Source organism: Collinsella aerofaciens, from assembly GCF_015555045.1.
Classification (GTDB): Bacteria; Actinomycetota; Coriobacteriia; order Coriobacteriales; family Coriobacteriaceae; genus Collinsella; species Collinsella aerofaciens_W.
Genome location: NZ_JADNJQ010000021.1, coordinates 15,572 through 39,675, shown reverse-complemented (window position 1 = coordinate 39,675; position 24,104 = coordinate 15,572). Strand labels below are relative to the sequence as shown.

The following is a 24,104-nucleotide window of genomic DNA, read 5'->3' as shown; positions in this document are numbered from 1 at the left end:
GGCTACATGTCTCCGGTCGAGTTCAGGGAGGCGGGGCTGTCCCTCCCGGAATCGTCCAAATAGGTGTTGCCAATCCAACTTGACGACGCCCACGTAGGGGGCGCTGTCGAATGTCCCCTGGTATTTCTTCTCGAGGGACCTGCGGTAGCCCGACGGCACGTGGTGCGATGCGGCCTCGGCGTTGGCCCTCGCCGCGAGGCGGGCGGTCTCGGTCGCCACCCAGGCGCGGACTCCCGCGCCCTTCGTGACGGCGATGACGCCCGCGTCGCTGTGGACGAAGCGCCCGAACTTGATCCTGTCAGCCATGGACCCTCCCCGCCGTCGCCGTCATGTTCCACGCCGTGGGGCAGGGGTCCGTGATGTCGGGGTAGCCGACGACCAGCAGCGCGGTGTCGGGGTCGGCTGGCATGCCGCGCCCCGTCAGGGCGATGCGGCAGCGCGCCAGCGGCGGCCCCGCGTACGTCTTGGGGAATGCGATGGAGTAGCTCGCCTCGATGCCGTCCGGCCGGGCGGCGTCCCCCGCATCCGAGCCCGCCAGGGGCCGCACGAGGCATCCCGGGACGACGGTGGCCTCCCACTCGACGGTGGGCTCGCCCATGGCGTCCCTGCCCGTCACCGTGCTCGACAGCACCGTCACCTCCTCGCCCATCACGGCCTGCCCCCGTAGCTCGGGCACACGGTGCCGATGCGCTGGCCGCGCCCGAGGAGCCTCTTGAGCGCGGTGAGGGTCGAGCGGTCGAAGTAGGCCGTTCCGCTCGGGTTCTGGAAGGTGAAGCTCCCCTGGAACCCGTTGGCCGTGAAGCTCGACTGCGAGACGCCGGTGAGGTCCTCCACGCCCATGGGCGCGCAGGCCGGCTGCACGAGCTTCTTGCGGGCCGCGTCGGTCACGAGGTCCCGCGCCAGCGCCGCCGCGTCCCCCGTCAGGGTGCGCGTCCGGCTCATGCCGAGCGTCGCGCGGAGCTTCGCGCTCTGCCGCGACAGCTCGGCGGCCACGCGCTCGTCGGGGGTCGCCGCGTCGCCGGTGTCGATGCGGTACTCGTCGACCGTCGCGAACGAGTATTCGTCCACGGTGGCCTCCTTACTTGGTCGTGATGGTTCCCTTCACGATGTAGTCCTTCACCTCGGGGAAGAACGTCGCGCCGGCGAGCACGTTCGTCTCGACCGACACGTGGTCGTACGCCGGGGTGTGCGCGACGCCGATCAGGCCGGAGTCGGATACCGTGTACGTGAGGCCCGAGGTCGCGAGCTCGCCGAAGTCCACGCCGAAGATGCGGATGTTGTCGGCGGGGGTGGCGATCATGGTTCCCTTGGCGACCTGGTTGGTCAGGAAGACGCCCGAGAGGCCCAGGAAGTTCTCGAGGTAGGTCAGGCCGAACAGGTTCTGGTCGGTGATGGTCGCGTTGCCGAGGTAGTCGGCTGCGTCGTCTCGGTTGATGAAGTGCACGACGCGCTCGGCGGCGTCGCCGTTGGTCTCGAGGGTGTTGCCGAGCTTGGCGTCGACTGCAGCGGCGCACGCCTGCAGGCCCTTGCCGGTCGCCGTGCCCGTTCCCTTGAGCAGGAAGGAGAAGAACTGCGAGACGATGCTGCGGCGCACGAGCGAGGCCATGTGCTTGTCGGTCTTGAGCACGGCGTTGACGTAGCCGGACTGCTGGATCGCCTTGTGCGTGGTCATGCGGCGGTACGGGAAGGCCTCGGCCTCGCCGACGGGCTCGTAGGTGGCGGTGAACTTGGACAGCGCGACCTCGTCGCCCTCGACGTAGGCGGTGCCGGAGCTGGAGCCCAGCTGGACGGCGGTATCGCCGGTGGCGGACTCCTTGGATCCGGCGGTCTTGGAGTTGTTGAGCTCGCCGGCCACCTTGAGCATCTTGAGCGTGGTGCCGGCGGCGATGGTCTCGGCGCCGAAGATGCCGAGGACCTCGAGCAGTCGGTCGAGGTCGCCCTCGAAGTTGCGGATGAACTCCTGGTCCATCGAGGCGTTGATGGCCGTGGAGTCGGAGATGTTTGCGGGTACGGGCATGTTTGCCCCCTTCTTACTTGTAGAGGTCCATGTGCGCGGCGCGGGCCATGATGCGCTTGGCGGGGTCCTTGATGGACTCGATGGACTCCTTGTTCACTTTCTTGCCTCCGCCGGAGCCGCCCTTGTCGAGCGGGTATCCGGGCTGGCGCGACTCGGCGAAGTCGGCGACGGCCTTTGCCGAGGCCGTCATCGACTCCTCGTCGTCGCCGTGGATGAGCGCGGCCGGCACGCCGGTGGCCTGGGACACGCGCGCCAGCGTGCGCTCGCGCTCGCGCTCGGCCTCGGATGCGGCGAGGCGGCCCTTCAGGTCGTTGAGCTCGTCGTTGAGGGACTCGACGGTGGGCGTCTGCGCGCCCTGTGCGTCCCACAGGTCGGCCTTGCCCTTGTTCTCCTTGGCCCGGGCCTCCCACTTGCGAGACTCCTTCTTGAATCGCTCGGCCTCGGCCTTCCAGTCGATCGCTGCCGGCTCCTGTGGGGCCCCGGATCCCTGGTCGCCGCCGGGCTCCGCCGGCGCCGCCGGCTGCGGGGGCTCGACGGGATCGGTCACGTTGTTGGCTTGCTGTTGGGTAGGCATCTTGCACTCCTTCCGGCCCCGTGCGGGGCTCGCTTCGCGCCTCCGTGCGGCGGCGCTGGCGGTGTTTTGGCATGGAAAAGGCCGCCTCCCGTGCGGGCTGCGGCCTCGTGTTCCTGCCGGCGCGTTGCGTGTCTTCGCCGGCGACGCTTGATGGCGCGTCGCGCCCGCCCTCCCACGGGGCGTCCTCACTTGGCCGAGAGCCTCTTGCTCACGCCCGCCGCGGTCTGCGCGAGCGACTTGGCGTAGGGGCTCCCCGGTTGGAAGCCCATTGCCAGCCCCGCCCTGTTCGCGGTGGCCATGCGGGCCTTGAGGTCGTCGGGGGACGATGCCCCCTCCATGTACCTCTGGATGTCGCCGATGCTTCCGAACCTCTTCCCGTCCACGAATGCGGCGACCACCTTGCCGCTGCGGCGGGCGCGCGATCCCGTGCGATGGGAGCCCCATTCGGGGTGCTTCGCGCGGTACTCGTCGTAGAGCGCCGCCGGATCGTAGCCGTCGAGCGCGGGGCTGTCGGAGAAGTCGGCGACCGGTATGCACCTGCAGCTCGGATGGCGCTCGGCGCCGGCGGTCGCCGAGCTCTTGAAGACGAAACCGCGCGAGCCGATCATCCGGCACCAGTCGCATGCGCCGGCGTGCGGCACCAGCGCCCAGCGCGGGTGTGCCGGGTCGGCCATGGCGTTGCCTTGGATCGTGGCGTCCGCGTAGCCCATGGCGCGCTGCACGGCCCTCGCCGCGAGCGCCGCGGCGGGCGCGGAGTTCCTCAACGCCTCGTCGACGTCGCTCGCGAGGAGCCCGCCGTGGCCGGGGTCGAACTGCCGCGGCTCGTATCCCTGCGCCGGGCCGGCGCCCGAACGCATGGCGGCGTAGAACTCGACGGCCGCCGCCGCGGCGAACGAGCCGAACTTGGCCACGAGCGCCGCGTAGGTGCGCGCCAGCGCCCGGTAGAGCTCCTCGCCGTAGAGGCCCGCGCACTCGTCTATCGCCTGCGCGACAGCCGCCTGCAGCAGGTCGGCGTTTATCCCGAGCGCGCGGGCGTAGCGGTCGAAGCCCCCGCGCGGTATCACTCCGCCTCACCGCCGGCTGGCGGCAGGGCCGCGGCCCTCGCGGCCTCGATGGCCATCGTGTCGGCCATGGCGTTGAGCGACGCGATGGCGCCGCCCTGCTGCTTTTCGCGCTCCAGGCGGTCGATGGTCGGCTGGGACAGGCCCACGCCCTCGTAGTAGACGCGGGTGCCCACCATGCTCTCGTCCGCGGCGCCGAGTTTCGTCCAGGCGTCGGCGCGCGCGGCGATGGTCGGCATCGAGGGGTCCTTGAAGCACGCCTGGACGGCGCACTGCTCGTCGGTGAGCCTGGTTATCGGGACGTCGTCCTTGACCGCCATCATCATCTGCGCGATCGTCTCGAGCGCCTCGGCGTTGTGCTCGTTGATCTGCTCCACCTCGAGGATGAGCGGGTCGTTCGCCGCGCCCAGGGCGTCCGAGGACGTGTAGGTGTTCGACAGCACGCCCAGCTGTGCCAGCGGCACGTTGGTCGCGCCGGAGAACCGCTGCGCGTCGTTCTCGAACACGCGCGTGAAGTTGTCGGCGGTCGGCGCGGCGAACTGCCCTACGGTCGGGACGTCGCCGTCCTCGTCCTTGGTGATGGCGAGGAACGACCCGACGTATGCTTTGAACTTGGCTATTGGCGACGGCACGCTGTCGCCGCCCTCGTCCTCGCCTTCGTCCCCGTCCCCGTCCTTCACGGAGAAGAGGTCGTCCTTGGCGCCGAGGATGTATCGCTGTGGGAACGTGAAGAACTCCGCGCCGACCTCCATGCGCAGCACGTCGCGCATGGCCTTGTCGACGATGCCCCGGACCTCGGGCGTGAGCATCGAGTGGCCGAGCGGGCGGTCGGGGTCGGGGTCGTAGGTGAGCACCTCCATGAGCGGCCGTCCCATGGGATTCGGCTCCACCACGCAATCCCACTCGTAGGGTCCGCCGCCCGAGCCGATGCGCACCAGCGTGAGCACCGCGTCCCGGAAGTGGCACACGTAGCGGGAGGCGTTGCCCGACCGATCGACGTCGGCGAGGACGACGCCGCAGCGGATGCGGCCCTCGTCCTTGTCCCACAGGCAGCAGAACTGGTTCGCGCTGAACACGCGCACCATCGACGCGGGCTGGCCCGGCCTGCCCTTCATGACGGTCATGGCCGACACGCCGTAGGTGAGGGCGCTCGAGCACGCCTGCCGGTAGAGCGACCGCAGGCGGTTCTTGCGCACGAGGCGCTTGAGGTCCTGATCCTCCGCGCCGTCGAAGACAAAGCCGTCGAAGACGGAGCGCACGGAGTGCGCCTTGACGGCCTTGGCGCACCAGCCGGTGACGCAGTCGACCTTCTCGAGCATGGGCGGGATGGAGATGCCGAGGCTCCTCATCTCGTTCTTCATCTCGTAGTAGCGCTTGAGGACGGTGTTTCGCGCCGACACGTCGCCCCAGGTGTCGAACATGTCCTCCACGGCGGCTCGGTACGGCTTGGGGACGGCGTCGAGGTTCGGGGTCTCAACGGAGGTCCCACGCCCAATTCTCTGGATCACAGTGTCCTCTGCTTCCTGCGCGGGTTGCGCTTGGTGGTCCTCGCGCCCCACAGCGCGAGCGAGCAAGATTCGAGCGGCTCGGGCGACACGGTCGCGTCCTCGGGGGAGCCGAAGCCCCATCCTCCCCTGGACCCGATCTTCCTGCGGACGCACTTCCTCGCCGACTCCTCGAGGGTCGGGTCGTAGGTGTGCGCGAGCGTGCCGTCGTTGAGCGCGTCCACGAAGCCGACCGCGGCGGCGACCACGTCGCGCGTCTGCGGCCTCACGACGTAGCCGCGCGGCGGCTTCATCTCCGCGAGGCGGTCGATGAGCGCGTCGGCGCCCGACATGCCGTCGATGACGACGACCGACGCGGTCGCGCGGCGGTCGTAGAGCCACTCGGCGAGCTCGCGGGCGCCGCCGGCGGTCGTTCCGACTCTGATGAGCTCGACGGCGGCCTTGCCCTTGAGCGTGCGCTGGCCGAGCTTGCAACCCGACAGCGCGTAGGTCGACCCGTCCCTGGAGAACTTCACCCCGAAGGCCTTCTTGCCGCGGTACCGGTCGCCGATGGCGTCGATGAGCGCGCCGTCCCACGATGCCCGCGGGATGGCCCTCGTGAGCATGGCGGCAGGGCTGAACCAGCCCAGGCGCTCGTGGGCGAAGCCGGTGATCGACCCGCCGGCGAACTCCATGCGGGTGAAGTCGAGCGACAGGATGATGCCCATGCTCGGGTTCGATTCGTAGATGAGGTCCACCACGTCGTCGAACGTGGCGTCCTGGCGCGGGCACTCGTCGGTCGCCCACGAGCACCACTCGGTGTTCGGGATGTCGCCGGCCAGGATGGCCGCGCGCGTGCGCGCGAACACGGTGCCGGGGCAGTCCTCGTTGGGCGGCGTGCCCGTGTAGATGATCTGGCGCTCGCCGGTCGCGGACGCGGCGAGCGTGTACATGATGGCGTCGTACTGGGAGTCTGTGAGCTCCTGCGCCTCGTCGAACACGACGAGCTGGATGTCATCGAAGCCTCGGGCGCTTCCGTTGGTGCGCGCCGAGAACTCGATGGAGCCGCCGTTGGTGAGGTAGATGGCCTCCTCGCCGTTCGTGCGGCGGATCCTCTCGACAAGGCACGAGAGCTCGGGGTGCTCCTTGTCCGTGAAGTAGCGGACGAGTCGGTTGAACGCCTTCTTTGCGGTCTTCACGCGGTGCGCGGTGTGGAGGATGTGCCAGCCGCAGACCGCCAGGCGGAACACCTCGTATATCTCGATGACGGCGTTCTTGCCGTTCTGGCGCGGCACGTCCAGGCCGCACGTGACGTAGGCTGGTCGGCCCTCGGCGTCGCACGCGCACCAGTCGGACAGCACGAGCGACTGCCACTCGATGGGCTCCATGCCCAGGTCCCCGCCCAGCTCGGCGGCGTCCTCGCCCTCGGAGTAGGCGGCCTCGCCCACGGCGACCCTATACCGCGGCTCTTGCCTTCCGCGCCTCGTGGCGCTCGGCGATCGAGAAGAGCTTGGTCTGGACGTTCCGGACATCTGGCGCCCCCTCGTGGCCGTCGGTTATGCCGAGCTGCTTGTTGAGTTGCCTGATCTCCGCCGACGCGGTCTTCAGGGTCGCTATCTGCGGGAAGGACTTCAGGTCCCCCATGTCGTTCTGGTAGGCGGTCTGCTCGCCGAAGCTGTCCAGCTCGTCCTGGGCGAGCTCGACGATCTTGTACCACTGGCACAGCAGCGCGAGCGTCGGAGCGTCGGCCTGGGTGAACGAGCGGCCTGCCGTGAGCTCGTCCCACTTGGCGCTCTTCACGGGGTCGCCGGCGACCGCGGCGGGCTTTTCGAGGGACATCCGCCACCTCCAATCGGCATAAAAAAGCCGCCCCTGGGGGACGGCTTTAAAAAATCCTGAATACCGGCAGCCTATCTGAACTGCGAGAGCATCTCGGCGTACGGGCTCAGCTCGGGCGGCTCATAGATGATGTCGCCGCCGTCTTCGGTGCGGTAGTTTCCCGGCGGGAGGTACCTGCCGTTGGGGAGCAGGCAGAGGTTCCCGCGCCACTTGACGCCGTTGGGCATCATCGCCGTGCCGAACTCGTCCTCGTCAAACTCGAAATCGTAGTCAACGTCGTATGCCATCTGGCATCAACCCCTATCACGCATAGGTGCCGGTCTTCTGGGTCACGAGAAGCCCGCTTTTCTTCGGTTGCTTCTCATAGCTGATCTCAATGCCTATTTTAGCAAACTCCGAGGTGTAGGCCTTGTTCATGGCTCTCCACATCGCGATTTCGCTCTGGTATTTCCTGCTCATGACCGAAGCGTCGGCTCGCTTTGCGGCAGACTTGACGGCCTTGCCGCTCACGCTTTTCGTCACGAGCGCGGAATAGGTCCCCTCGTTCGACGTCGCGACGATCCTTTTGACGCGTCCTCCGCTCCTGTTGTAGGCCGAGGCGATGTATTCCAGGTCGCCGCCGGAAAGCGGGCCTCCCCATTTGCGGCCGTCCGCGCCGCCATGAGGATGGTTATGGATAATCGTCGAGACGCCCTTTTCATGGGCGACGGCGGACAGCGGTGCGACTCTGGTCGACCCTTCATTACCAGTCGACCCCAGCGCATGGACATATCCCGCGTCATCGATATAGGCCGAGTGCTCGTACCTATTGTCCATCAGCTGCTCGCGAAAGCGGGCTATGGCAGACTCCACCGTCGTTCCCCCAGCAGTGCCCTTGTTCAGGGATGCGACCGCGTAGGCTGACAGTGTCGATCCGTCCTTGGCTGAACGCTTGCCGGAGTAAGAGTATGAGTCCCTACCTCCCACGGAAACCGCCTCCCTTGTACTCGACGACCTCGCAGCCGCCGAAATCGAATCCAATGTCGCCGCCGTAGAGCAGCACGCGCGCGGGCTCCAGGCGGCTCATTGCCTCCGCCATGCCCTCGCGCCAGACGGCCAGGGCGTTCTCGTCCCCCTTCACGCCGACGGTCGACACGGCGACGGTCGAGCGGCGCGGGACGCCGTCGAACGCGAAGCGGAAGCTCCGGCGCTGCGCCCACGACAGGGTCGGGACTACACGGAGGCCCTGCTCCTGCCACCAGTGGCCGAGCGCCTGGGAGCGGTAGCGGTTCCACCGCTGCATGGCATCGGGCATGTCGAGGTAGAGCGAGAAGTCGGGCGTGAGGACGCAGTCGAAGCCGCGCAGGCACTCGAGGTAGGCGGCGGGGCGTGCCCACACGCGCTCGAACTGGTAGTCGTCGATGAAGAAGTGGCAGCAGCGGCCGGCCTTGTCGGCCTCGGGGGTGCTCTTGGCGTAGTTGAACCCGATCATGTCCGCCGGCTTGGCCATGCACCGCTTCATGCGGGGCATGCCGTCGCGGCCGCAGTCGGATCGGCTGACGAGGCGCAGGTTGTACGCGTCGTCCGTCCTCAGGCGCTCGTGGCCGTAGTCGAGCCGCTTGCTCTTGAAGTCCAGCCCGAACCGCGACATGTCGAAGTCCTTGAGGCTGCGGACCTCCTCGCGAAGCATCGACTTGTTCCAGGTTGCCACCTCGCCGGTCTTGTTGTCGGCGATGCGGAAGGCCTTGATCTGCTCGTCGGTCAGGTCGTCGCAGTACTCGATCTTGGAGTCGGGAATCTCGTCCCACCCCAGGCTTCTGCACGCCTCGACGCGGGTGTGCCCCCATACAATAACCGGGCGCTCGCGGCTCTCCAGGCCGATGGTCCCGCGCAGGCCGAACTCCTTGATTGAGTCGGCGACCACGGGGACGGCGGAGGCGTTGTGCCGCGCGTTTCGCTCATATGGGACGATATCGTGTATCTTCACGTACACACCCGCCTAGTTTTTCTCGGTTTAGCTGCGGTTTTTGCTTGACTTCCGTAAAAAAGCGTATTCGGGGGTATTGCGGCCCTGGCGCGGGATGGTGGCCCCGTCCCTCCCGACAAAAGACCCCCGTGGGGTCGAGCGCCGGGGCGCATCCCCTACCACGAGGTCGTTGCCCGAGGCTGTTTGTCGGGCACGGACGGGGGGCCAATAACCGAGGCGCGATCGTCCTTGAGCGCCTTGCACAACGCGACGAACGTCTCGGGCGAGCTCCAGGCGGCGCGGCGCGCGGCGAGCGCGGACCGGACGGCCGAGACCTCGGCGACGCTGCGGGCGCGGCGCCAGTTGTTGCAGCAGCGGTGCGCGGCGGCGACGTTGTCGCGGTCGAAGGGCGATCCGCCGCGGCTGACCGGGACGAGCTCGTCGCACTCGAAGGCCCCGGGGTTGCCCGGCGGCACCCCGTAGTCTATGGGTAGCCCACATATCCAGCAGGGCCTGCCCTGCGAGCGGAGCCACCGCACGACATGGCGGCGGCGGGCGCCGTTGGCCTTGCGCGGGTTGCCCATCCCCTACCACTCCACCGGGGAGCGCCCTCGGTTGGACATGCACGCCTCGATGCCCCCGTAGCGCAACGCCTCCAGGCGCACGCCCCCGGCACCCCCCGGTCGGCGGCGGGGCGCCGCCGTGACCCACAGGGCGCGGCGGAACGCCCACGCCATGACCGTGTCGTGGCGGCGGGCGGATCGCGCGATGTACTCTCGGCTGACCACGGGCATCATCCCCTATTGAATTGAACGCAATAGTAAGGCCGGAGTCCCTGAACTGCTGAAGGGAACCCCGGCCACTCATCTGTGCTTCCACGCACATCCGACCCGCACACCCGCGCGGGCGGCGCTGCGAATCGACACCCTAGTTATATCCCAATCGCAACGTGCAACGGTGTGCAATTGTGTGCAATCGCGTGCAACTGTAGGCAATTGTGTGCAACCGCGTGCAACCGCGTGCAACCGCGTGCAATCGCGCGCAGTCCGTAGGCAAAGAGAAACCCGCCGGCGCGGGGCCGACGGGCAACGATAGAGATATATGCGGCTCAGACTGCAGCGCGGCCAAGACCCGATCGGGCGGCCGCCAGACCGACCATATCCGTCCAGTCCAGGGCGGCACACAGGTCGGAGTTCACCGACCTCACCGATACGCCCAGCGTCCCCGCGATCTCCTGCAGCGTGCGGTCCTCGCAGTAGCGCAGCTCCAGCACGTCTCCCCAGCGCTTGCCGGGGTTGGCCGAGCGCACGCCCGCGCAGAGCTCGCGCCCGCGCTCCACCTCGCGCCGCAGCTCCGACAGCTCCGCGCCGCTGCGGCGCTCATAGTCGATCCTGTCATCCGTCGAGCGCATGAAGTCCGTCCCGTGCGCGCCCTTGCCCACGGCGTCGTAGCGCTGGGCGCGGACCTGCTCGCGCGCCTGCATCGACTCGATGACCGCCAGGCGGCGGTCGATGCCGCGCTGGGCGGCCCGTACAGTCTCCAGATATTCCCTTGCGTCCATGTGACCTCCCGCGTGGTACCATGCTCTACGCCATATAGAGGATGCCGGGAGGCGTCTTTGCCAAAGGCCGCCGGCGCTCCAACGCCAGCGGCCTTAATTATATATCTACCTGCGGAAACTCAATATCTCATCGCGACCTCGCGGCGCATGGCCATGATCTCGTCGTGCGCCGGGCCCGTGGGCGCCAGGTAACGGTCGACCTTGTCGCTCTTCGGCCTGGCGCCCCTGCGCCTAGCCTCCTTCGCGCGGTCCTGCTCGTGCTTTCGCCGGCAGTCCTCCGAGCAGTACTTGGCCTTCGGCGCCTGCGGGATGAAGACCCTCCCGCAGACCGCGCAGTTCCTCTCCTGCACGTCCCACATCACGGTCATCTCATCGACCTCCTGCACCTGCAGGCGCGACGCGCCTCGATGCTCTTGCGCACGCGGCGGTTCTCGACGAGAATCCGCCACAGCTTCTCAAACAACCTCATTGCCTAGCCCTCCTCGACCTCTTGAGCGCGCGGGCCCGGTCGCGCTCTAGCGCCCGCGCCCTCCGCTCCGTCTCCCCGATCTGCGACGCCGTCACCCGCGGCGCGTCTGCCCGACCGTGCGCGAGCACCCGGCGCGCGGGACCCGTCACCAGATCGGGCACCGCGCGCCAGACGGTCGCGCGGAACAGCTCGACCGCCGAGCTGATCACCGGCTGTTCCAGCTGTCCGCGAGCATGGCCACGATCACCGAGAACAGCACCGCCCGGTGGTGGTAGAGCTCGTCGAACGTGTGGTACCCGTCCGATGTGGAGCCCGCGACGGGCTCGGGCTCCATGCGCCGGACGAGTCCATACACCTCATCGATGTCGACGTTCACGATGCCGCAGACATCACGGGACGGATGAAGCCCGAGCGCATGCAGGACATCCTCCCCGTCGGTGACGCTCTTGACGGTCGGCCATGCGAAAGGGTTTTCCACGGTCTCGACTTCGAGGCCCCGTATGAGCCTCTTAACGTCCTTGAACCACTCGTTCCTGTCTCTCATCTCGTGCTCCAATCCTTCTCGATATCCTTCTCCTCCGCGACCATGATCAGCGCCTTGTTGAGGCATCGCCTCGCCTGGCGCAGCTCGTCGCAGATGTCGCAGCTCGTCGCGACATGTCGCACTCCTGTCGCAGCATGTCGCAGCCCGTCGCACTCCCTGAGCGACCTCTTGGCGTCCTCGAGCCTGCCGATGGCGAGGTCGATCCAGTCGGCGGGTCCGCACGCGTAGCTCACCGCGACTCACCCCTCACGCCGAAGATGTCGGCCAGGATGTCGCCCGGCGACGCCACGAACGGCTCGGGGCTGATCGGGTCGTAGGTCACCTCGAGGTAGCCCGGGTAGCCGATCGTCACGCCCGTGGGCTCGCGCCCCGGAAGAAGCTGGTAGCCCCAGGCCACGCTCACCCTGTGCTCGTCCAGGATGGTCTCGGTGCGCTCCACGCGAAACCTGTAGCCGCCCACCCGCTCCGTGTCGTACGTGTCGTCGGCCCAGGGAATCCGGTGCCTGTCGAGGGCGTCCCGGTAGGCCATCATCACCGCTGAGATCTCGGTCAAAACCTTCTCACTCTCCTATCTCAAAAGAATTAGGTGTTCTTTGCCGCGGGGACTCCCCCGCCGGCGCCGTCTCCACCGTCTAGCGGCGGGAACCCAATCGCCTGCTGCCCCAGCTGCCCCGCCGGTGTTGGCACACTTTTGGCATACCTCCAGCTCGGCTTCTCGCCCCTCGCGATGGCGGCGATGTCCATCCGCAGGTCCTCCTTGGCGCGCTTGCGGGCGCGGTACTCGTCGAGCTTCTGCTTCTTGGCCAGGCGCGCGCCCTCGTCGGCGCTGATGACGTTGGCCATGTAGATCCGCGTCACGTCGAGCGGCCGGCCGGCTGCGGGGTCGAAGCCGTCGAGCATCTCCCTGAGGGTGATCATGCCGACTCACCCAGCTCCCGCTCGAGGGCGGCGATGACGTCGTCCTCGGTCTCGGCGGGCTTCCACACCGCCGCGCGCTCGACCTCCTGGGAGGTCTGCCCGCCGCGGGCCTTGCGCTCGGCGTCATAGCCGCGCTCGCGGTCGGACCAGATGCGGGCGACCGGCTCCCACTTCGCGATGGGGAAGCCCTGCCTGGTCCAGCCGTTGGACTCGTAGTAGTCGTAGAACTTGCTGGCGCTGCCGCGCAGGCAGTTCACCGCGAAGTACGTCTTGACCTCCTCGAGGGTCGGCGGGACGAACTCGGCGCCCCCTCCCCCTTCGTTTTCACAATCTGAGGGGTTAATCCAGACTCCTAACTCCTCTTCCCCTTCCTCTTCCTCTTCGCTTGCGCGTTTGCTCTCTGGTTTGCTTTCTGGTTTGCTTTCCGTTTTGCTTGCGCATTTGCTTTCGGCTTCGCTTGCGCGTTTGCTCTCTGGTTTGCTTTCGGGTTTGCCCTTGCTCTTCCCGCCCTTCCTTCCGGCCTCCGCCCTGGCGCGGCTGTTCTCGAGGACCGGCATGATCATCGTGATGGCCATCCGCTGGGCGTCGGTGCGCGGCTCGGGCACCTCGCCGGTCACGAGGTAGCGCACCATCATGCCGAGCAGCTCGTTGCTCTCGCGCCTGTTGCCTAGGCACAGGGCGCCCTCCACGAGGGAATCAAGTATCGTCATCCGTATCACCTCCGCAGATCGAATCGGTAAAGGCCGCGGCGGCGGCCTGGTCGCGGCCCGGCATGACCGAGCCGTAGGTGCCGAGCGTCGTCTTGACGTCGGCGTGCCCCAGGCGCTCCTGCACCGTGCGCATGTCGAAGCCGTGCATGAGCAGCCACGAGGCGTGCGTGTGCCGCAGGGAGTGGAACACCGTCTCCTCCGGCAGCCCCAGGTCCCTCACGAGCGACTTGAAGCGGCTCGTCACGGTGCTCGGGCGCGCGATGGCTCCGGCGGGCCCGAAGGTCACCACCAGCGCCGCCGGGCCCTTGCGCGAGAGCCACGTGTCCTGCCACTCCAGGTGGCGCTGCAGCCGCGCCTCCACCGCCGGGGCGAGCGCCACGTTGCGCACGCGCCGGCCCTTGGTGTAGGCCTGCCGGTGCAGCTCGGGGTGCTCGACCGCCTGCCCCACGACGTGCAGGTCGTGCAGGGCGCGGCGCCAATCTCGGCGCTGCAGCCCGCAGATCTCCCCGCAGCGAAGTCCGGTGTTGAGGGCGAGGTAGACCGCCATGGCCTCGGTGCGCCGCGAGATGTTGGCGGCAGAGGCAGATCGCGAGGACATGGCGGAGACCAGCGCCCGGGAGAGCTCGTCGGTGTCGAGCTCGGACAGCGCGAAGGGCTCCACGGGGTCGGGCGAGGGCGCGGGCACGTCGAGCATGATGTCCCGGCCCAACGCCGGTCGCCACGAGCGGTAGGCACCTTTGAGCAGCGCGTGCATCTTGAGCAGCGTCTTGGGCGACAGCCCCTTGCCGCTCCTGGGGGCGAGCAGCATGCGGTACGCCGCCGACACGTCCCAGGGCTCAAGCTGGTCGTAGGGCAGCCGGCCGATGGTCGGCTCCACCATCGTCCTGACCACGCTGCGGTACGTCGCCACCGAGTTGTCGGACAGGCCGTTGACGGGGTCGGAGATGTACGTCTCGAGCATCGAGGACAGGCGCTTCGAGCTGTCCCGCGCGGAGGAAGGGTCGAACGTGGCCGCCCACCTGTCGCACTCCTCCTGGGCCTGCTCGCGTGTCAGCTCCGCGTCCCACGACCTGTACGGCCTGATCCGCCTGCCCGTGACGCGGTCGGTGCCCATGTAGGGGCGGGCGAACCAGCGGCCGTCCGTCCCGCGCTGCACGACCGCCCGGTGCTCGCTAGAAGTCGGCATCGACGCCCAGCTCCGCCGCCATGTCGCGGATCTCCATGCGCGCGTCAAGGTCGGTGATCTGGACGCTGTCGGCGTGCCCGTGGGGGTCGGCACCGAGCGCAGCCATGAGCATGAGCTTGCGCGCGTGCTCGTCCGAGACGCCCGCCTGGCTGAAGGCCGCACAGAGCACATCGATGCACTCGCAGGTGAGCGCGAACAGGCCACCGAGGCTGGCCGAGCCCACGAAGCATGAGTTGCCGGAGCCGCCGCCGTTGACGGTCGAGAGTGCCGCGCCGCGGCACTCGAAAGCGCGGGCCTCGCCGCACGCCTCGACCGTCACCCTGACCCTCTTCTCGCTACTCATCCTTCTCCTCCTCCTTGGCGCTCGCCTGCACCCTCTCCATGAGCCACACGTCCTCCTCGCCGGGCTCGAAGCCCGCGGAGCAGAAGATGTCATAGTGGTCGAGCCACGCCTCCGCGTCGTCGCCGCCCCGGCGGTTGTTGAGCTGGGCCATGTCCTTTGCCGCCGCCATGAGCCAGCAGCCGGCCTCGTACTCGCTGGGCCTGCACGCCTTGAGGTTGCGGGCGAACTCGTCGCGCACGGCCTCGAAGCGCTCATCGTTCTCGACGAGGCTGTCACCGCCCATCGCCGCGAGCAGCGCGGCCGGGTCCCCACGGTCAGCGCACACGCACGCCATGAGGTCCTTGGACATGGCAAAGGCACCGGACGCCACGAAGCCGATCAGGCTCCTGTACAGGTCGTTGAGCGCGGCTTCCTCACGCGCGGCCTCCTGCTCGGCGAGGATCTCCTCCTCGGTCTTCTCGGGCTCGGCGTCCGAGCCGTCTTGCGGCCCGTAAAGGTCCCAGTAGCTGCCCTTCCACACGGCAACGGTTCCGGCGGCAAACTCCTTCTTCTCGAGTTTCTCGGCAGCGAGGCCGCAGTTGGCCCAGTCCTTGTAGGTGAACCCTTCCGGCTTCTCCTTAACCACGGGGATGCCCGCGTCACCGAAGGCGTCGTAGTCCTCCGCCTTGGCCTCCTCGCGCTCGATGCGGCGACGGATGCCGTCGGCCTTGCCCGCCCAGCCGTCACCTGCGGCGAGGACCGCCTCGATGTCCTTCTCGTCCTCGAAGGCGCTCGCGGCCTCGAGCTGCTCCAGCGTCACCTGCGCGCCCGCGTCGATGCGACCGCGCAGCCTGCGCGCAGCGCGGATCTGCCCGGCGGTGGCGCGGCTCGCGCGCTCGATGCGCTGTTCGTCGATGCCCAGCACGAGCATCTGCTGCACGCCGCGGGCGCGCTCGGCCTCGGTCAGCTGGCGCTTGTCGTCGGTGGCGAGCATGGCCACGAGCTCGTTTGCCTCGTCCATGCTCTCCGCCACCAGCGCGGAGACCTCGCGGTCCTCACCGTAGATCGACGACAGCGCGCGGTAGCGGCGCTCGCCGTCCACGATACGGAACACGTTGCCGTCCGCCACGACCACGGGCGGGTTCAGCGGCTCGCCGCCGGTCGCCTCGATGCTGCGGGCCAGGGCGCCGATGTCGCCGAAGTCCTCGCGCGGGTTCTGCCCGCTCGGGCGGATATCGCCCAGGCGAACCTGCCTCTTCTCAAACTGCATATCAAACCTCCTAGTAGTACATCCCGCTCGGGGCGGTCCCCTCGATGGCGCCGGCCACGGCGATCAGGCCGATGAGCGCCACGGCGCACACGACGCTGCGCACGCGCTCGGGAAGCGAGTCCCACCACGCGCCGAGGCGGCAGCACGCCTCCCAGACCAGGTCGCCCATCACGCCACCCGCCTCGGACGGCGAGCGGGCACACAATCGGGCGAGGGCAGCGCCGGCATCGCCCCGCGCGCCTTGATGGCGGCGTCGATGTCCTCGCTGCTCACCACCTCGCGCGAGCTGTTGGGGTTGAGCGACGGGTAGCGCGGTATCACGCCCTGCATGACCATCGCGCGGAAGGTGATGCTGTCGCAGCAGGCGTATTTCGCGCCCTTGGCTATAGACATCCACATGGCCTTCTCCTTTCATTCGTATGAGCCAATCCCTTGCCGGAGGGCCGCACCGATAGATGCAGCCGGAGGGCGCTCCCCCGCCAAAGGGAGCGGTGCCGCCGCCCCGCCAAGTCGGCGGCGGACACCTTATGGGCCGGAAGTAGGGGGTCCGGCCCCGTCGCGCCACGGGCCCCGCGGAATGGGGGCGGTACGGAACCCGTGGCGCGACGGGGGCAGGCCCGCCGTCAGTCGCGGAGCGACCCGACCACCCACGCCGCGATGAACGGCAGCGCCGCGGCGAAGCAGCCACGTGCCAGGCCGTAGGCGCCCTGCGCGATGCAGAGCCACCCCGCGACATTCATCACGACGGCCGAGGCCAGCAGCGCCCGGGTCATTCCTCTTCCTCCAGATCCTCCATGGGCACGCCCAGCGCCCTCGCGAGCCGCTTGGCCGCCCCGTACTTCGCGTCGGCTATCCCCCGGCGCTCCCAGTTCCGTACCGTCGTCTCGGTCACGCCCGCCTTCACCGCGAGCCTGAACTGCGAGAGTCCCGCCTTCTTGCGGAGCCGTCTGATCTCATTCATCTCCGTGTCCCCACGAACCCGTAAACTCCTTTGCGTTCATCCCTTTACGCGAAAGGAGGTGATTACATGTCAAAACCGAAGGTCGAACTCAATGAGAGAAACCTGGGCCGCATCTTCACCAGCGGAATCGAGCGCGTCATTGCAACCGAGGGCTACGAAGCCCGCTGCCAAGTCTGCGGCCGGAGCTTCACTCTCCGACCGGAATCGATGCGCTGCCCCCACTGCGGGACGGGCTACCGCACGCGATGACCTCGTAGTTGAGCTCGACTTCACCGAGCTCATTGAGGATCTCGGCGGCCGCCTGCAGGTGCTCCGAAGCCTCCCTCGCCTTCTCTGCGAGCTCTAGGGCCTCGGGGCACCTGCCCTCCAATACGAACTCGTCCATCTTCTTGCCTTCCATCTCTTCCCCCATCCCTACGCGGCCTCGTCCGTGTTCCAGCCCATCAGGTCGTTGGGCGTGCAGCCCAGCGCCTGGGCGATGGCGTACGCCTTGTCGACGCCCGGGACCATCGAGCCGTTCTCGTATCCGATGATTGAAGATGCCGAGAGCCCCGCCTTGTTGGCCAGCTGCTCCTGCGACATATCGGCGCGAGCACGGGCGGCGCGCAGGTTCGCGCCAAACTCGTCCTTCGAAAACTCCATTTCGTCCTCCTTCAAAATGTGCGGGTTTCTTCCTGTTGCTTGAAACTATAGGCGGATGTCTGCCTATTGGCAAGAGAAAACTTTGCAGAATCTTGCTCATTCTGAAGAAAAGCTATAGGATTCTCGGCAACAACCGTCCTATTTAGGAGGCGTATATGAATCTAAGAATTAGGGAAGTGAGAAAGAACCTTCACATGTCCCAAACGGAGCTTGCCGACGCAACAGGAACAAGCCTGAGAACGGTCGGGTCTTGGGAGAGAAGCGAGAGCCTCCCCAACGTCGAGCAGCTCTGGAAGTGCGCCAAAGCTCTTAACACCGACCCCAACGACCTGCTCGGATGGTACGAGGAGCATCCCGAGGACAAGCCGACGGCGCCGACGGGCGCGGAGGGCGAGCTGATTACCTGCTACCGGCAGAGCACCGAGAAGAGGCGCTCGAAGATCCTGGAGACGGCACGTGACCAGGCCGAGCTGTCCCAAAATCAGGCTGCAGCGCCTGAAATCGAAGGGCTGGAAACGGATCAAGTAAGGTCCGCGTAGACACAGGTTATTCAATTCATTTATGGGAAGGAGTGATAACCATGTCTCAATCATTAGCGGAGACCCACGTGGAGAATCTCATCTACGAGTGCGACTGCATCACTGCGGGAGAATACGGTGAGAGCACCCAGGAGCACATCGACGACCTCATGCTGCAGATGGAAGGGTTTTCCTTCCCGCTCATGTGCACCAGATCGTCGGCAATCCCCAGGGACAAGACGCTGAAAGGCGTGAAGCGTGCAAAGGGGTGGCTCGTGGCAAACATGGCCACGCTCACGAACAGCGGAAACGGCACGACGGTTAGCTCCAGCAGCGTCTCACAGGCCTCGGCGACGGTGGACGTTTCGGTAGAGGTAAGCCAGGCGGTGGCTGAAATCGGCAACGACCCCGTCCTCGACAACGAGACGAAAGAGGCACTCGAGCTGGCGCTGTCGCGGGCGCGCATGGCAGCCGAGGCGAAGAACAAGGCGGGGTTCGCCGAACACGTCGCAAAAGTTATCGACCTTGCGACGAAGAGCGCGGACCTCGTACCCAAGGCCCTGCTGGCCCTCGGAGCGCTCGCGAAGCTCTTCGGCGCCTAGGAAACCGCCCAGTACCCGGCAAGGACCCACTTGCCGGTGTCCGGGGACTTTTCGGCATTGATCTTGTACTCGAACAGATTGGCCGCATCCATGCTCGCATCGACAAACGGAACCAAGGACCCGTTCACCAGGCGGACGCCCATTGCCTCGACGGTAACGGTGTCCCCGCGCTCTCGGGAGATGAGCTTGGAGCCAAGGGCGACCGGGGTACCCGTGACCTCGTCGAAGATCTGCGGGATGACGGAATCGTCCTCGTACGTGTACGCGCCGACGCTATAGCGAGCCATGGGTACCTCCAGGAGCGGGAATGGTGTTCATGACGATTATGACCCGCGGCGCGGCTAGGTTTTTCAGGTTTTTCCGGAAAAACCTCCAACGGGCGCACCGAAACGCCAGTTACTCCCCCATTTTCGTAACCCCACGAAAATGGGCAGGTGGCTGATTAAGTTGTTGTAGAAAGCGCAACGACTGCTACTGAAATAAAGAAACCCCGCGCGGCAATCTTGGCGGATCCGCTTGGGCAGCATTAAAACTATAAATACTTGCTATTTTACTTGATTGATAACTATCAATTGTTTATAATTTAATTGTCGAAAGGAGGAGAGATGCCCAAGGAGCAGGAGCCCGCGCAGGTGCTCAAGCGGTTCAAGAAGGAGGGTTGGACGCTCTACACCGGCAAGGGCAGCCACGTGGTCGCGCGAAAGGACGGGGTCCAGATCAGCGTGCCCACCTCCAAGAAGGAGATACCGATAGGGACGTACCGGAAGATAGCTAAGACGGCGGGGTGGCTCTAGCCCCGCCCCCTTGGGGGTCGAAAGATATGAAGACATACGTTTACCAAGCAGTGCTCACACCCGACGAGGACGGCGGCTACGACGTGGAGTTTCCCTCACTGCCGGGATGCTTCACCTGCGGCGACACGATTGCCGAGGCCGCCGAGCAGTCCGTGGACGCGGCGAGCACCTACGTGGCCGCGCTCGTGAAGGACGGTCTTGCCGTGCCTGAGCCCGAGTTCATCGAGCCCGCAGACGGCGGGCTCTCCATGATGGTCGCCTTCTCCACGGACGAGGGGTACATCGTGGAGGGCGAGACGGTCTCGGCGGCCGAAGCCGCGCGCAGGCTCTCTGTCTCCCCCGGCAGGATCACCCACATGCTCGACTCGGGGATCCTTACGGGCTACCGCAAGGGCCGCCGTACCTACGTGACCGTTGAGAGCATAGCGGCGCGTCTGACCGACACGCCCCGCTCGGGCAGGCCCAAGCGCCGCGCAGTCGCGTAGCCGGCCTCAACGCAAACAAAAAGCCCCGTGCGGCAATCTTGGCGGATCCGCACGGGGCATATGCCCTCCGGCAAAAAGGGAAAGGCAGGACCATTATATGGCAAGCGACGATAATTCCAGGTCAAAACTCGGCTCCAAGCGCGAGGTCGCGCCCGGCAAGTGGGTGATCCGCGTGCAGGCGGGCTTCCGCGCGGACGGGCACGTGCGGCGCGTGTCGCGCACCGTATACGGCACCGAGACCGAGGCCGATATCGCCATCGCGCAGCTTGCGCAGGAGCTGGGCGTGTCCCAGGCGGCGCACGCGGGCGTGACGCTCGACATGTACTACTGGGGCGTGTTCCGCGACTCCCCCAGCAACCGCGGCAAGCCGCGTTCCCGCGCGAGCCTGCGTGAGTACGACGGGCAGATGTGCAACTACATCTCCCCCGTCCTGGGGAGCATCGACATCTCCGAGATAACCCACGACATGATGCGAAGCTGCATCGAGCGCTCGGGCGCGCCGGCCAAGACCAAGACGACGCTGCGCGCCGTCATGCGCCGAGCCTTCGACGACGGCTGGGTGACGGTTGAGCCCTTCCGCAGGCGCGTCATCGCACCCAAGGCGAAGCAGGCGCCCGTTGAGCCATGGAGCATCCCCGAGGCCGCCGAGGCGCTGCGCAGGCTCGCCGCCAGCGACGACCGCGCCGACCTTGTCATGAACGCCTACCTGATATTGGGCCTGAGCGGCCTGCGCAAGGAGGAGGCGCTTGCCGTGCGCCCGTGCGACCTCAAGGTCACCACGACCTACGACTTCGCAACGGGCCAGCCGACCGTCTCGGAGTACATCGAGGTCTGCCGCGCGTACACGGACGAGGACGGCGTGAAGGAGACCAAGAACGCCCATTCCGTGCGCACCGTGCCGGTTTTATTGGCCGGGCGCGAGCGCCTGCACCAGATCATGGACGAGTTGCGCCCGTCCATAACCGTCGAGGGCGGCACTTCGGTTACGGAGCAGGTGCGCGAATGGAGCGGACAGCGCATCGTAAACATGCGCGGCGATAACCTCGTGCGCGCCTGGCGTCGCATGTGCGCACGCCATGACCTGCGGTATATCCCTCCCAAGGCCCTGCGCCACACGTCCGAGACCATCATGGCGGCGACCGAGGTCGACCCCCTGAGCATCATGGATCTGCACGGACATACGGACCTGGGGACAGATTACCGCCATTACATCAAACCGGGTCTGGCGGAGCGCGAGAAGGCCGCCAGGCAGGTCGGGCGCGCCCTGCAGATCGTCGAGGGCGGCGGCGCGGACGGCGGTTTTAATGGCACCGGTCGCAGCGCGGAGACGCTCTAAAACGGCGTTCTCTAGGTCCACTACCTGCAAAATGCATAAAACGCCCCCTGCCGCGCATAAACGGCAGGGGGCGTAAAACGCGAACGGTAACGGACGGTTATGATTCGGCTTCTCGGTAAACAAAAAAGGTCAGCGCCGAAGCGCTGACCTGTGCATTCCTTGGTGGGCCGTCAGGGGGTCGAACCCTGGACCTTGGGATTAAGAGTCCCCTGCTCTACCAACTGAGCTAACGACCCAAAGCTAAAGTCCGTTGTGGCGGACTTTAGAGGAGATATCGTGTGGTGGGCCGTCAGGGGGTCGAACCCTGGACCTTGGGATTAAGAGTCCCCTGCTCTACCAACTGAGCTAACGACCCGATATCAACACGAAGCAAGAACTGGGGTGGGTAAAGGGACTCGAACCCTCGACCTACGGGACCACAACCCGTCGCTCTAGCCAACTGAGCTACACCCACCGTGTCCTGTGCGCTTCGCGCTCGACTATTATTGCAAGGAACGCCACGCGATGCAAGCCCCAATTTTCAAGAATTTTGAAAAGAGTTTTTCGAGACCATTTCGAGCAAATCCCACCGGTTTCATAGGAGTAAACTTGCCCCACTGCAAATCCTCGAAAGGACCGTCATGAAAGAACTCTCCAACCGCACGGCAAGATTTACCGATTCGGTCATCCGCCGCATGACACGCATCTCCAATAAGTACGGCGCTGTCAATCTCTCGCAGGGCTTCCCTGACTTCGATCCCCCGGCGCAGCTGCTCGATAGCCTCAGCACCATCGCCGCCGATCCCAAGCCGCTCTATCACCAGTACTCCATCACCTGGGGCTCCCAGGCCATGCGCGAGGCGCTTGCCGCCAAACAGGAGCACTTTATGGGCATGCCGGTGAACCCCAACGAGAATATCGTAGTCACCTGCGGCTCCACCGAGGCCATGATGGCCGCCATGATGACGGTCACGAACCCCGGCGATAAGGTCGTCATCTTCTCGCCGTTCTACGAGAACTACGGCGCCGACACGATCCTTTCGGGTGCCGAGCCCATCTACGTGCCGCTCAACCCGCCCACATTCGACTTTGACCGCGAGACACTCGAGGCGGCCTTCCGCGACAACGACCCCAAGGCCATCGTCCTGTGCAACCCTTCCAACCCCTGCGGCAAGGTCTTTACGCGCGAGGAGCTCACCTTTATCGCCGACCTCTGCAAAAAGTACGACGCCTACTGCATTACCGACGAGGTATACGAGCACATCGTCTACGCGCCCCACGAGCACGTCTATATGGCCACGCTGCCCGGCATGTTCGAGCGCACCATCAGCTGCAGTTCGCTGTCTAAGACGTACTCCATCACCGGCTGGCGTCTTGGCTACACCATTGCCCCGGCCAAGATCACCGAGCGCATCAAGAAGGTCCACGACTTCCTCACCGTGGGTGCCGCCGCTCCCCTGCAGGAAGCCGTCGTCACCGCCCTCAATTTCGACGGCAGCTATTACGATGAGGTCCTTGACCTCTATACCGCCAAACGCGACCTGTTCTGCCAAGGGCTCGATAGTATCGGACTTAAGCACAACGTACCGCAGGGCGCCTACTACGTGATGATGGATATCTCTGAGTTTGGCTACGACAGCGACCTCGAGTTCTGCAAGGACCTGGCCTCAAAGGTGGGCGTGGGCGCCGTGCCCGGCTCGAGCTTCTTCCGCGAGCCCGTCAACCATCTGATTCGTTTCCACTTTGCCAAGCGAGACGAGACGCTTAACGCGGCGCTGGAGAACCTCAAGTCGCTACGTGATAAAATCAAGCCGCGCGGGTAAGGACGGCCCGGCAACTAAAGCAACCAAAGAAGCCCCGCACCGCCCGCCGCGTTGCGAGGCTTCTTTTTATAACGCTTTCTTAAATAGTTTAGAGCCCTATACTCTAGTCACGGAGCAACTCGTCCCAGAGAGAGGAATACTATGGCAGAACAGCAGCTTATTGGAGCGCTCGAGGCCGGCGGCACCAAGATGGTCTGCGCCACGGGCTATGCAGACGGTACGGTCCTGGAGCGTGAGCAGATCGCGACCACGACCCCGCAGGAGACCGTTGAGGCCGTCAATGCATGGTTTGCCGACAAGGGCATCACCGCGCTGGGCATCGGCGCCTTTGGCCCCACCGCAGTCAACCCCGCGTCGCCCCAATACGGCAAGATCCTGGAGACGCCCAAAACGGCATGGCGCTACTTTGATCTGCTGGGCACCATCCAAAACGAGCTCAATATTCCCTGTGGCTACGACACCGACGTCAACGTTGCCTGCTTGGGCGAGGTCACCTTTGGTTGCGCCCAGGGCCTCACCGACGTGGTCTACCTGACCATCGGCACCGGCGTGGGCGCCGGCGTGCTCTCGGGCGGTAAGCTCGTGCACGGCATGATGCATCCCGAGGCCGGCCACATCCTGGTCACGCGCGACCCGCGCGACACCATCGGCGAGCATAGCGCCTGCCCCTTCCATGACAACTGCCTCGAGGGCCTCATCGCCGGCCCTGGCGTTAAAAAGCGCTGGGATGGCAAGAGCGCCGGAGACATGGCCGATGACCCGGAGGCCATGGACCTGCTCGCAGGCTATCTGGCACAGGCGCTCATGACCTACACGCTGTGCTACGCACCGCAAAAGATCATCATCGGCGGCGGCGTGGCCGACCACACCCCCATCGTGCCGCTCGCACGCAAAAAGTGCGCCGAGATGCTCAACGGCTATATCGTCACGCCCGAGGTCAACGACATCGATTCCTATATTGTCAACAACAGCCTCGAGGGCAAGCAGGGCATCATGGGCTGCCTGGCCCTGGGCGCACAGGCGCTTCAGTAGCAGACGCACCCACAGGGCGTGGCGCGCTCGGC

Annotated in this window: 37 protein-coding genes and 3 tRNA genes; 7 read left to right on the top strand and 33 right to left on the bottom strand. The window is 66.1% G+C overall.

Features of this window, described 5'->3' with window-relative positions; translation table 11 throughout:
- From I2E45_RS07715 to I2E45_RS07575, 29 genes are all read right to left on the bottom strand, one after another.
- The coding region (locus tag I2E45_RS07715) for a hypothetical protein (protein WP_195445434.1) at positions 1 to 306 on the bottom strand (306 nt) is incomplete at its 3' end.
- Positions 299 to 649 (bottom strand): hypothetical protein, encoded by a 351-nt coding sequence (locus I2E45_RS07710; protein ID WP_195445433.1) that lies wholly within the window; start codon positions 647 to 649, stop codon positions 299 to 301. The genes I2E45_RS07710 and I2E45_RS07715, both read right to left, overlap by 8 nt.
- Positions 649 to 1,068: a hypothetical protein gene (locus I2E45_RS07705; protein ID WP_195445432.1), complete on the bottom strand. Its 420-nt coding sequence runs from the start codon at positions 1,066 to 1,068 to the stop codon at positions 649 to 651. The genes I2E45_RS07710 and I2E45_RS07705 overlap by 1 nt, the downstream gene beginning before the upstream one ends.
- A gap of 10 nt (positions 1,069 to 1,078) precedes the next feature.
- Positions 1,079 to 2,017: a hypothetical protein gene (locus I2E45_RS07700; RefSeq protein WP_195445431.1), complete on the bottom strand. Its 939-nt coding sequence runs from the start codon at positions 2,015 to 2,017 to the stop codon at positions 1,079 to 1,081.
- 13 nt (positions 2,018 to 2,030) lie between these two features.
- Complete coding sequence (locus I2E45_RS07695) at positions 2,031 to 2,591, bottom strand: heavy metal transporter (protein ID WP_195445430.1); 561 nt, start codon at positions 2,589 to 2,591, stop codon at positions 2,031 to 2,033.
- Positions 2,592 to 2,776: 185 nt separating this feature from the next.
- Complete coding sequence (locus tag I2E45_RS07690; protein WP_195445429.1) at positions 2,777 to 3,655, bottom strand: VG15 protein; 879 nt, start codon at positions 3,653 to 3,655, stop codon at positions 2,777 to 2,779.
- Entirely contained in the window at positions 3,652 to 5,073 is a 1,422-nt protein-coding gene (locus I2E45_RS07685) for a phage portal protein (protein WP_229058885.1), read from the bottom strand. Before I2E45_RS07685 ends, I2E45_RS07690 begins: the two co-directional genes overlap by 4 nt.
- A gap of 83 nt (positions 5,074 to 5,156) precedes the next feature.
- Positions 5,157 to 6,584 (bottom strand): DEAD/DEAH box helicase family protein, encoded by a 1,428-nt coding sequence (locus I2E45_RS07680; RefSeq protein WP_195445427.1) that lies wholly within the window; start codon positions 6,582 to 6,584, stop codon positions 5,157 to 5,159.
- Between the two features lie 7 nt (positions 6,585 to 6,591).
- The gene (locus tag I2E45_RS07675) at positions 6,592 to 6,975 is read right to left on the bottom strand and encodes a P27 family phage terminase small subunit (RefSeq protein WP_195445426.1); all 384 of its coding nucleotides are present in this window, start codon (positions 6,973 to 6,975) and stop codon (positions 6,592 to 6,594) included.
- A gap of 71 nt (positions 6,976 to 7,046) precedes the next feature.
- Positions 7,047 to 7,262 (bottom strand): hypothetical protein, encoded by a 216-nt coding sequence (locus I2E45_RS07670; RefSeq protein WP_195445425.1) that lies wholly within the window; start codon positions 7,260 to 7,262, stop codon positions 7,047 to 7,049.
- A 16-nt stretch (positions 7,263 to 7,278) separates the two neighbouring features.
- Entirely contained in the window at positions 7,279 to 7,827 is a 549-nt protein-coding gene (locus I2E45_RS07665) for a hypothetical protein (RefSeq protein WP_196032889.1), read from the bottom strand.
- Between the two features lie 103 nt (positions 7,828 to 7,930).
- Positions 7,931 to 8,941 carry a DUF4417 domain-containing protein gene (locus tag I2E45_RS10565; protein WP_195445422.1) on the bottom strand — a complete coding sequence of 337 codons (1,011 nt, stop codon included), beginning with the start codon at positions 8,939 to 8,941 and terminating at the stop codon, positions 7,931 to 7,933.
- 155 nt (positions 8,942 to 9,096) lie between these two features.
- On the bottom strand, positions 9,097 to 9,504 hold the full coding sequence (locus I2E45_RS07655; RefSeq protein WP_195445420.1) for an HNH endonuclease: 408 nt from the start codon (positions 9,502 to 9,504) through the stop codon (positions 9,097 to 9,099).
- Between the two features lie 524 nt (positions 9,505 to 10,028).
- A complete protein-coding gene (locus I2E45_RS07650; protein ID WP_195445418.1) occupies positions 10,029 to 10,481 on the bottom strand; it encodes a sigma-70 region 4 domain-containing protein in 453 nt (150 codons plus the stop codon).
- Positions 10,482 to 10,600: 119 nt separating this feature from the next.
- Positions 10,601 to 10,930, bottom strand: coding sequence for a hypothetical protein (locus I2E45_RS07645; RefSeq protein ID WP_195445416.1), 330 nt, complete (start codon positions 10,928 to 10,930; stop codon positions 10,601 to 10,603).
- 225 nt (positions 10,931 to 11,155) lie between these two features.
- Entirely contained in the window at positions 11,156 to 11,506 is a 351-nt protein-coding gene (locus I2E45_RS07640; protein ID WP_195445414.1) for a WDGH domain-containing protein, read from the bottom strand.
- Complete coding sequence (locus I2E45_RS07635) at positions 11,491 to 11,727, bottom strand: hypothetical protein (protein WP_195445411.1); 237 nt, start codon at positions 11,725 to 11,727, stop codon at positions 11,491 to 11,493. The genes I2E45_RS07640 and I2E45_RS07635 overlap by 16 nt, the downstream gene beginning before the upstream one ends.
- Entirely contained in the window at positions 11,724 to 12,047 is a 324-nt protein-coding gene (locus tag I2E45_RS07630) for a hypothetical protein (protein ID WP_195445409.1), read from the bottom strand. The genes I2E45_RS07635 and I2E45_RS07630 overlap by 4 nt, the downstream gene beginning before the upstream one ends.
- Before the next feature lie 29 nt (positions 12,048 to 12,076).
- Positions 12,077 to 12,412: a hypothetical protein gene (locus I2E45_RS07625; protein WP_195445407.1), complete on the bottom strand. Its 336-nt coding sequence runs from the start codon at positions 12,410 to 12,412 to the stop codon at positions 12,077 to 12,079.
- Positions 12,409 to 13,122, bottom strand: a complete 714-nt coding sequence (locus I2E45_RS07620; RefSeq protein WP_195445405.1) for a hypothetical protein — start codon at positions 13,120 to 13,122, stop codon at positions 12,409 to 12,411. Before I2E45_RS07620 ends, I2E45_RS07625 begins: the two co-directional genes overlap by 4 nt.
- The gene (locus I2E45_RS07615) at positions 13,109 to 14,308 is read right to left on the bottom strand and encodes a tyrosine-type recombinase/integrase (protein WP_195445403.1); all 1,200 of its coding nucleotides are present in this window, start codon (positions 14,306 to 14,308) and stop codon (positions 13,109 to 13,111) included. The genes I2E45_RS07620 and I2E45_RS07615 overlap by 14 nt, the downstream gene beginning before the upstream one ends.
- Positions 14,295 to 14,651 (bottom strand): hypothetical protein, encoded by a 357-nt coding sequence (locus I2E45_RS07610; protein WP_195445401.1) that lies wholly within the window; start codon positions 14,649 to 14,651, stop codon positions 14,295 to 14,297. Before I2E45_RS07610 ends, I2E45_RS07615 begins: the two co-directional genes overlap by 14 nt.
- Positions 14,644 to 15,900: a ParB/RepB/Spo0J family partition protein gene (locus tag I2E45_RS07605; RefSeq protein ID WP_195445399.1), complete on the bottom strand. Its 1,257-nt coding sequence runs from the start codon at positions 15,898 to 15,900 to the stop codon at positions 14,644 to 14,646. Before I2E45_RS07605 ends, I2E45_RS07610 begins: the two co-directional genes overlap by 8 nt.
- A gap of 10 nt (positions 15,901 to 15,910) precedes the next feature.
- On the bottom strand, positions 15,911 to 16,069 hold the full coding sequence (locus I2E45_RS07600) for a hypothetical protein (protein WP_195445398.1): 159 nt from the start codon (positions 16,067 to 16,069) through the stop codon (positions 15,911 to 15,913).
- On the bottom strand, positions 16,069 to 16,293 hold the full coding sequence (locus I2E45_RS07595; RefSeq protein ID WP_195445396.1) for a hypothetical protein: 225 nt from the start codon (positions 16,291 to 16,293) through the stop codon (positions 16,069 to 16,071). Before I2E45_RS07595 ends, I2E45_RS07600 begins: the two co-directional genes overlap by 1 nt.
- Before the next feature lie 230 nt (positions 16,294 to 16,523).
- The gene (locus I2E45_RS07590; protein ID WP_195445394.1) at positions 16,524 to 16,673 is read right to left on the bottom strand and encodes a hypothetical protein; all 150 of its coding nucleotides are present in this window, start codon (positions 16,671 to 16,673) and stop codon (positions 16,524 to 16,526) included.
- A complete protein-coding gene (locus I2E45_RS07585) occupies positions 16,670 to 16,861 on the bottom strand; it encodes a helix-turn-helix transcriptional regulator (protein WP_195445392.1) in 192 nt (63 codons plus the stop codon). The genes I2E45_RS07590 and I2E45_RS07585 overlap by 4 nt, the downstream gene beginning before the upstream one ends.
- Positions 16,862 to 17,048: 187 nt before the next feature.
- Entirely contained in the window at positions 17,049 to 17,246 is a 198-nt protein-coding gene (locus tag I2E45_RS07580) for a hypothetical protein (RefSeq protein ID WP_195445390.1), read from the bottom strand.
- Between the two features lie 29 nt (positions 17,247 to 17,275).
- Positions 17,276 to 17,503 (bottom strand): helix-turn-helix domain-containing protein, encoded by a 228-nt coding sequence (locus I2E45_RS07575; RefSeq protein WP_117563952.1) that lies wholly within the window; start codon positions 17,501 to 17,503, stop codon positions 17,276 to 17,278.
- A gap of 155 nt (positions 17,504 to 17,658) precedes the next feature.
- On the opposite strand from I2E45_RS07575, the gene I2E45_RS07570 reads away from it, so the two are divergent.
- Both I2E45_RS07570 and I2E45_RS07565 read left to right on the top strand, forming a co-directional pair.
- Positions 17,659 to 18,042: a helix-turn-helix transcriptional regulator gene (locus I2E45_RS07570; protein WP_195445388.1), complete on the top strand. Its 384-nt coding sequence runs from the start codon at positions 17,659 to 17,661 to the stop codon at positions 18,040 to 18,042.
- A gap of 41 nt (positions 18,043 to 18,083) precedes the next feature.
- Positions 18,084 to 18,623, top strand: a complete 540-nt coding sequence (locus tag I2E45_RS07565) for a hypothetical protein (RefSeq protein WP_195445386.1) — start codon at positions 18,084 to 18,086, stop codon at positions 18,621 to 18,623.
- Here I2E45_RS07565 and I2E45_RS07560 read toward each other — a convergent pair.
- Positions 18,620 to 18,910, bottom strand: a complete 291-nt coding sequence (locus I2E45_RS07560) for a hypothetical protein (RefSeq protein WP_195445384.1) — start codon at positions 18,908 to 18,910, stop codon at positions 18,620 to 18,622. The two genes, I2E45_RS07565 and I2E45_RS07560, sit on opposite strands and share 4 nt — an antisense overlap.
- A gap of 318 nt (positions 18,911 to 19,228) precedes the next feature.
- On the opposite strand from I2E45_RS07560, the gene I2E45_RS07555 reads away from it, so the two are divergent.
- The 3 genes from I2E45_RS07555 (at position 19,229) to I2E45_RS07545 (ending at position 21,238) form a co-directional block, all read left to right on the top strand.
- Positions 19,229 to 19,417: a type II toxin-antitoxin system HicA family toxin gene (locus I2E45_RS07555; protein WP_152078921.1), complete on the top strand. Its 189-nt coding sequence runs from the start codon at positions 19,229 to 19,231 to the stop codon at positions 19,415 to 19,417.
- Between the two features lie 26 nt (positions 19,418 to 19,443).
- Positions 19,444 to 19,902 (top strand): type II toxin-antitoxin system HicB family antitoxin, encoded by a 459-nt coding sequence (locus I2E45_RS07550; RefSeq protein WP_138339894.1) that lies wholly within the window; start codon positions 19,444 to 19,446, stop codon positions 19,900 to 19,902.
- A gap of 97 nt (positions 19,903 to 19,999) precedes the next feature.
- A complete protein-coding gene (locus tag I2E45_RS07545) occupies positions 20,000 to 21,238 on the top strand; it encodes a site-specific integrase (RefSeq protein ID WP_195445382.1) in 1,239 nt (412 codons plus the stop codon).
- 160 nt (positions 21,239 to 21,398) lie between these two features.
- On the opposite strand, the gene I2E45_RS07540 is transcribed toward I2E45_RS07545, so the two are convergent.
- The 3 genes from I2E45_RS07540 to I2E45_RS07530 form a co-directional block, all read right to left on the bottom strand.
- Positions 21,399 to 21,474 (bottom strand) — tRNA-Lys (locus I2E45_RS07540).
- Between the two features lie 43 nt (positions 21,475 to 21,517).
- Positions 21,518 to 21,593: transfer RNA gene (locus tag I2E45_RS07535), tRNA-Lys, on the bottom strand.
- 22 nt (positions 21,594 to 21,615) lie between these two features.
- Positions 21,616 to 21,692 (bottom strand) — tRNA-His (locus I2E45_RS07530).
- 166 nt (positions 21,693 to 21,858) lie between these two features.
- On the opposite strand from I2E45_RS07530, the gene I2E45_RS07525 reads away from it, so the two are divergent.
- Both I2E45_RS07525 and I2E45_RS07520 read left to right on the top strand, forming a co-directional pair.
- The gene (locus tag I2E45_RS07525; RefSeq protein WP_195445380.1) at positions 21,859 to 23,040 is read left to right on the top strand and encodes a pyridoxal phosphate-dependent aminotransferase; all 1,182 of its coding nucleotides are present in this window, start codon (positions 21,859 to 21,861) and stop codon (positions 23,038 to 23,040) included.
- Between the two features lie 141 nt (positions 23,041 to 23,181).
- Positions 23,182 to 24,072 (top strand): ROK family protein, encoded by an 891-nt coding sequence (locus I2E45_RS07520; protein ID WP_148346156.1) that lies wholly within the window; start codon positions 23,182 to 23,184, stop codon positions 24,070 to 24,072.
- Positions 24,073 to 24,104: the final 32 nt, after the last annotated feature.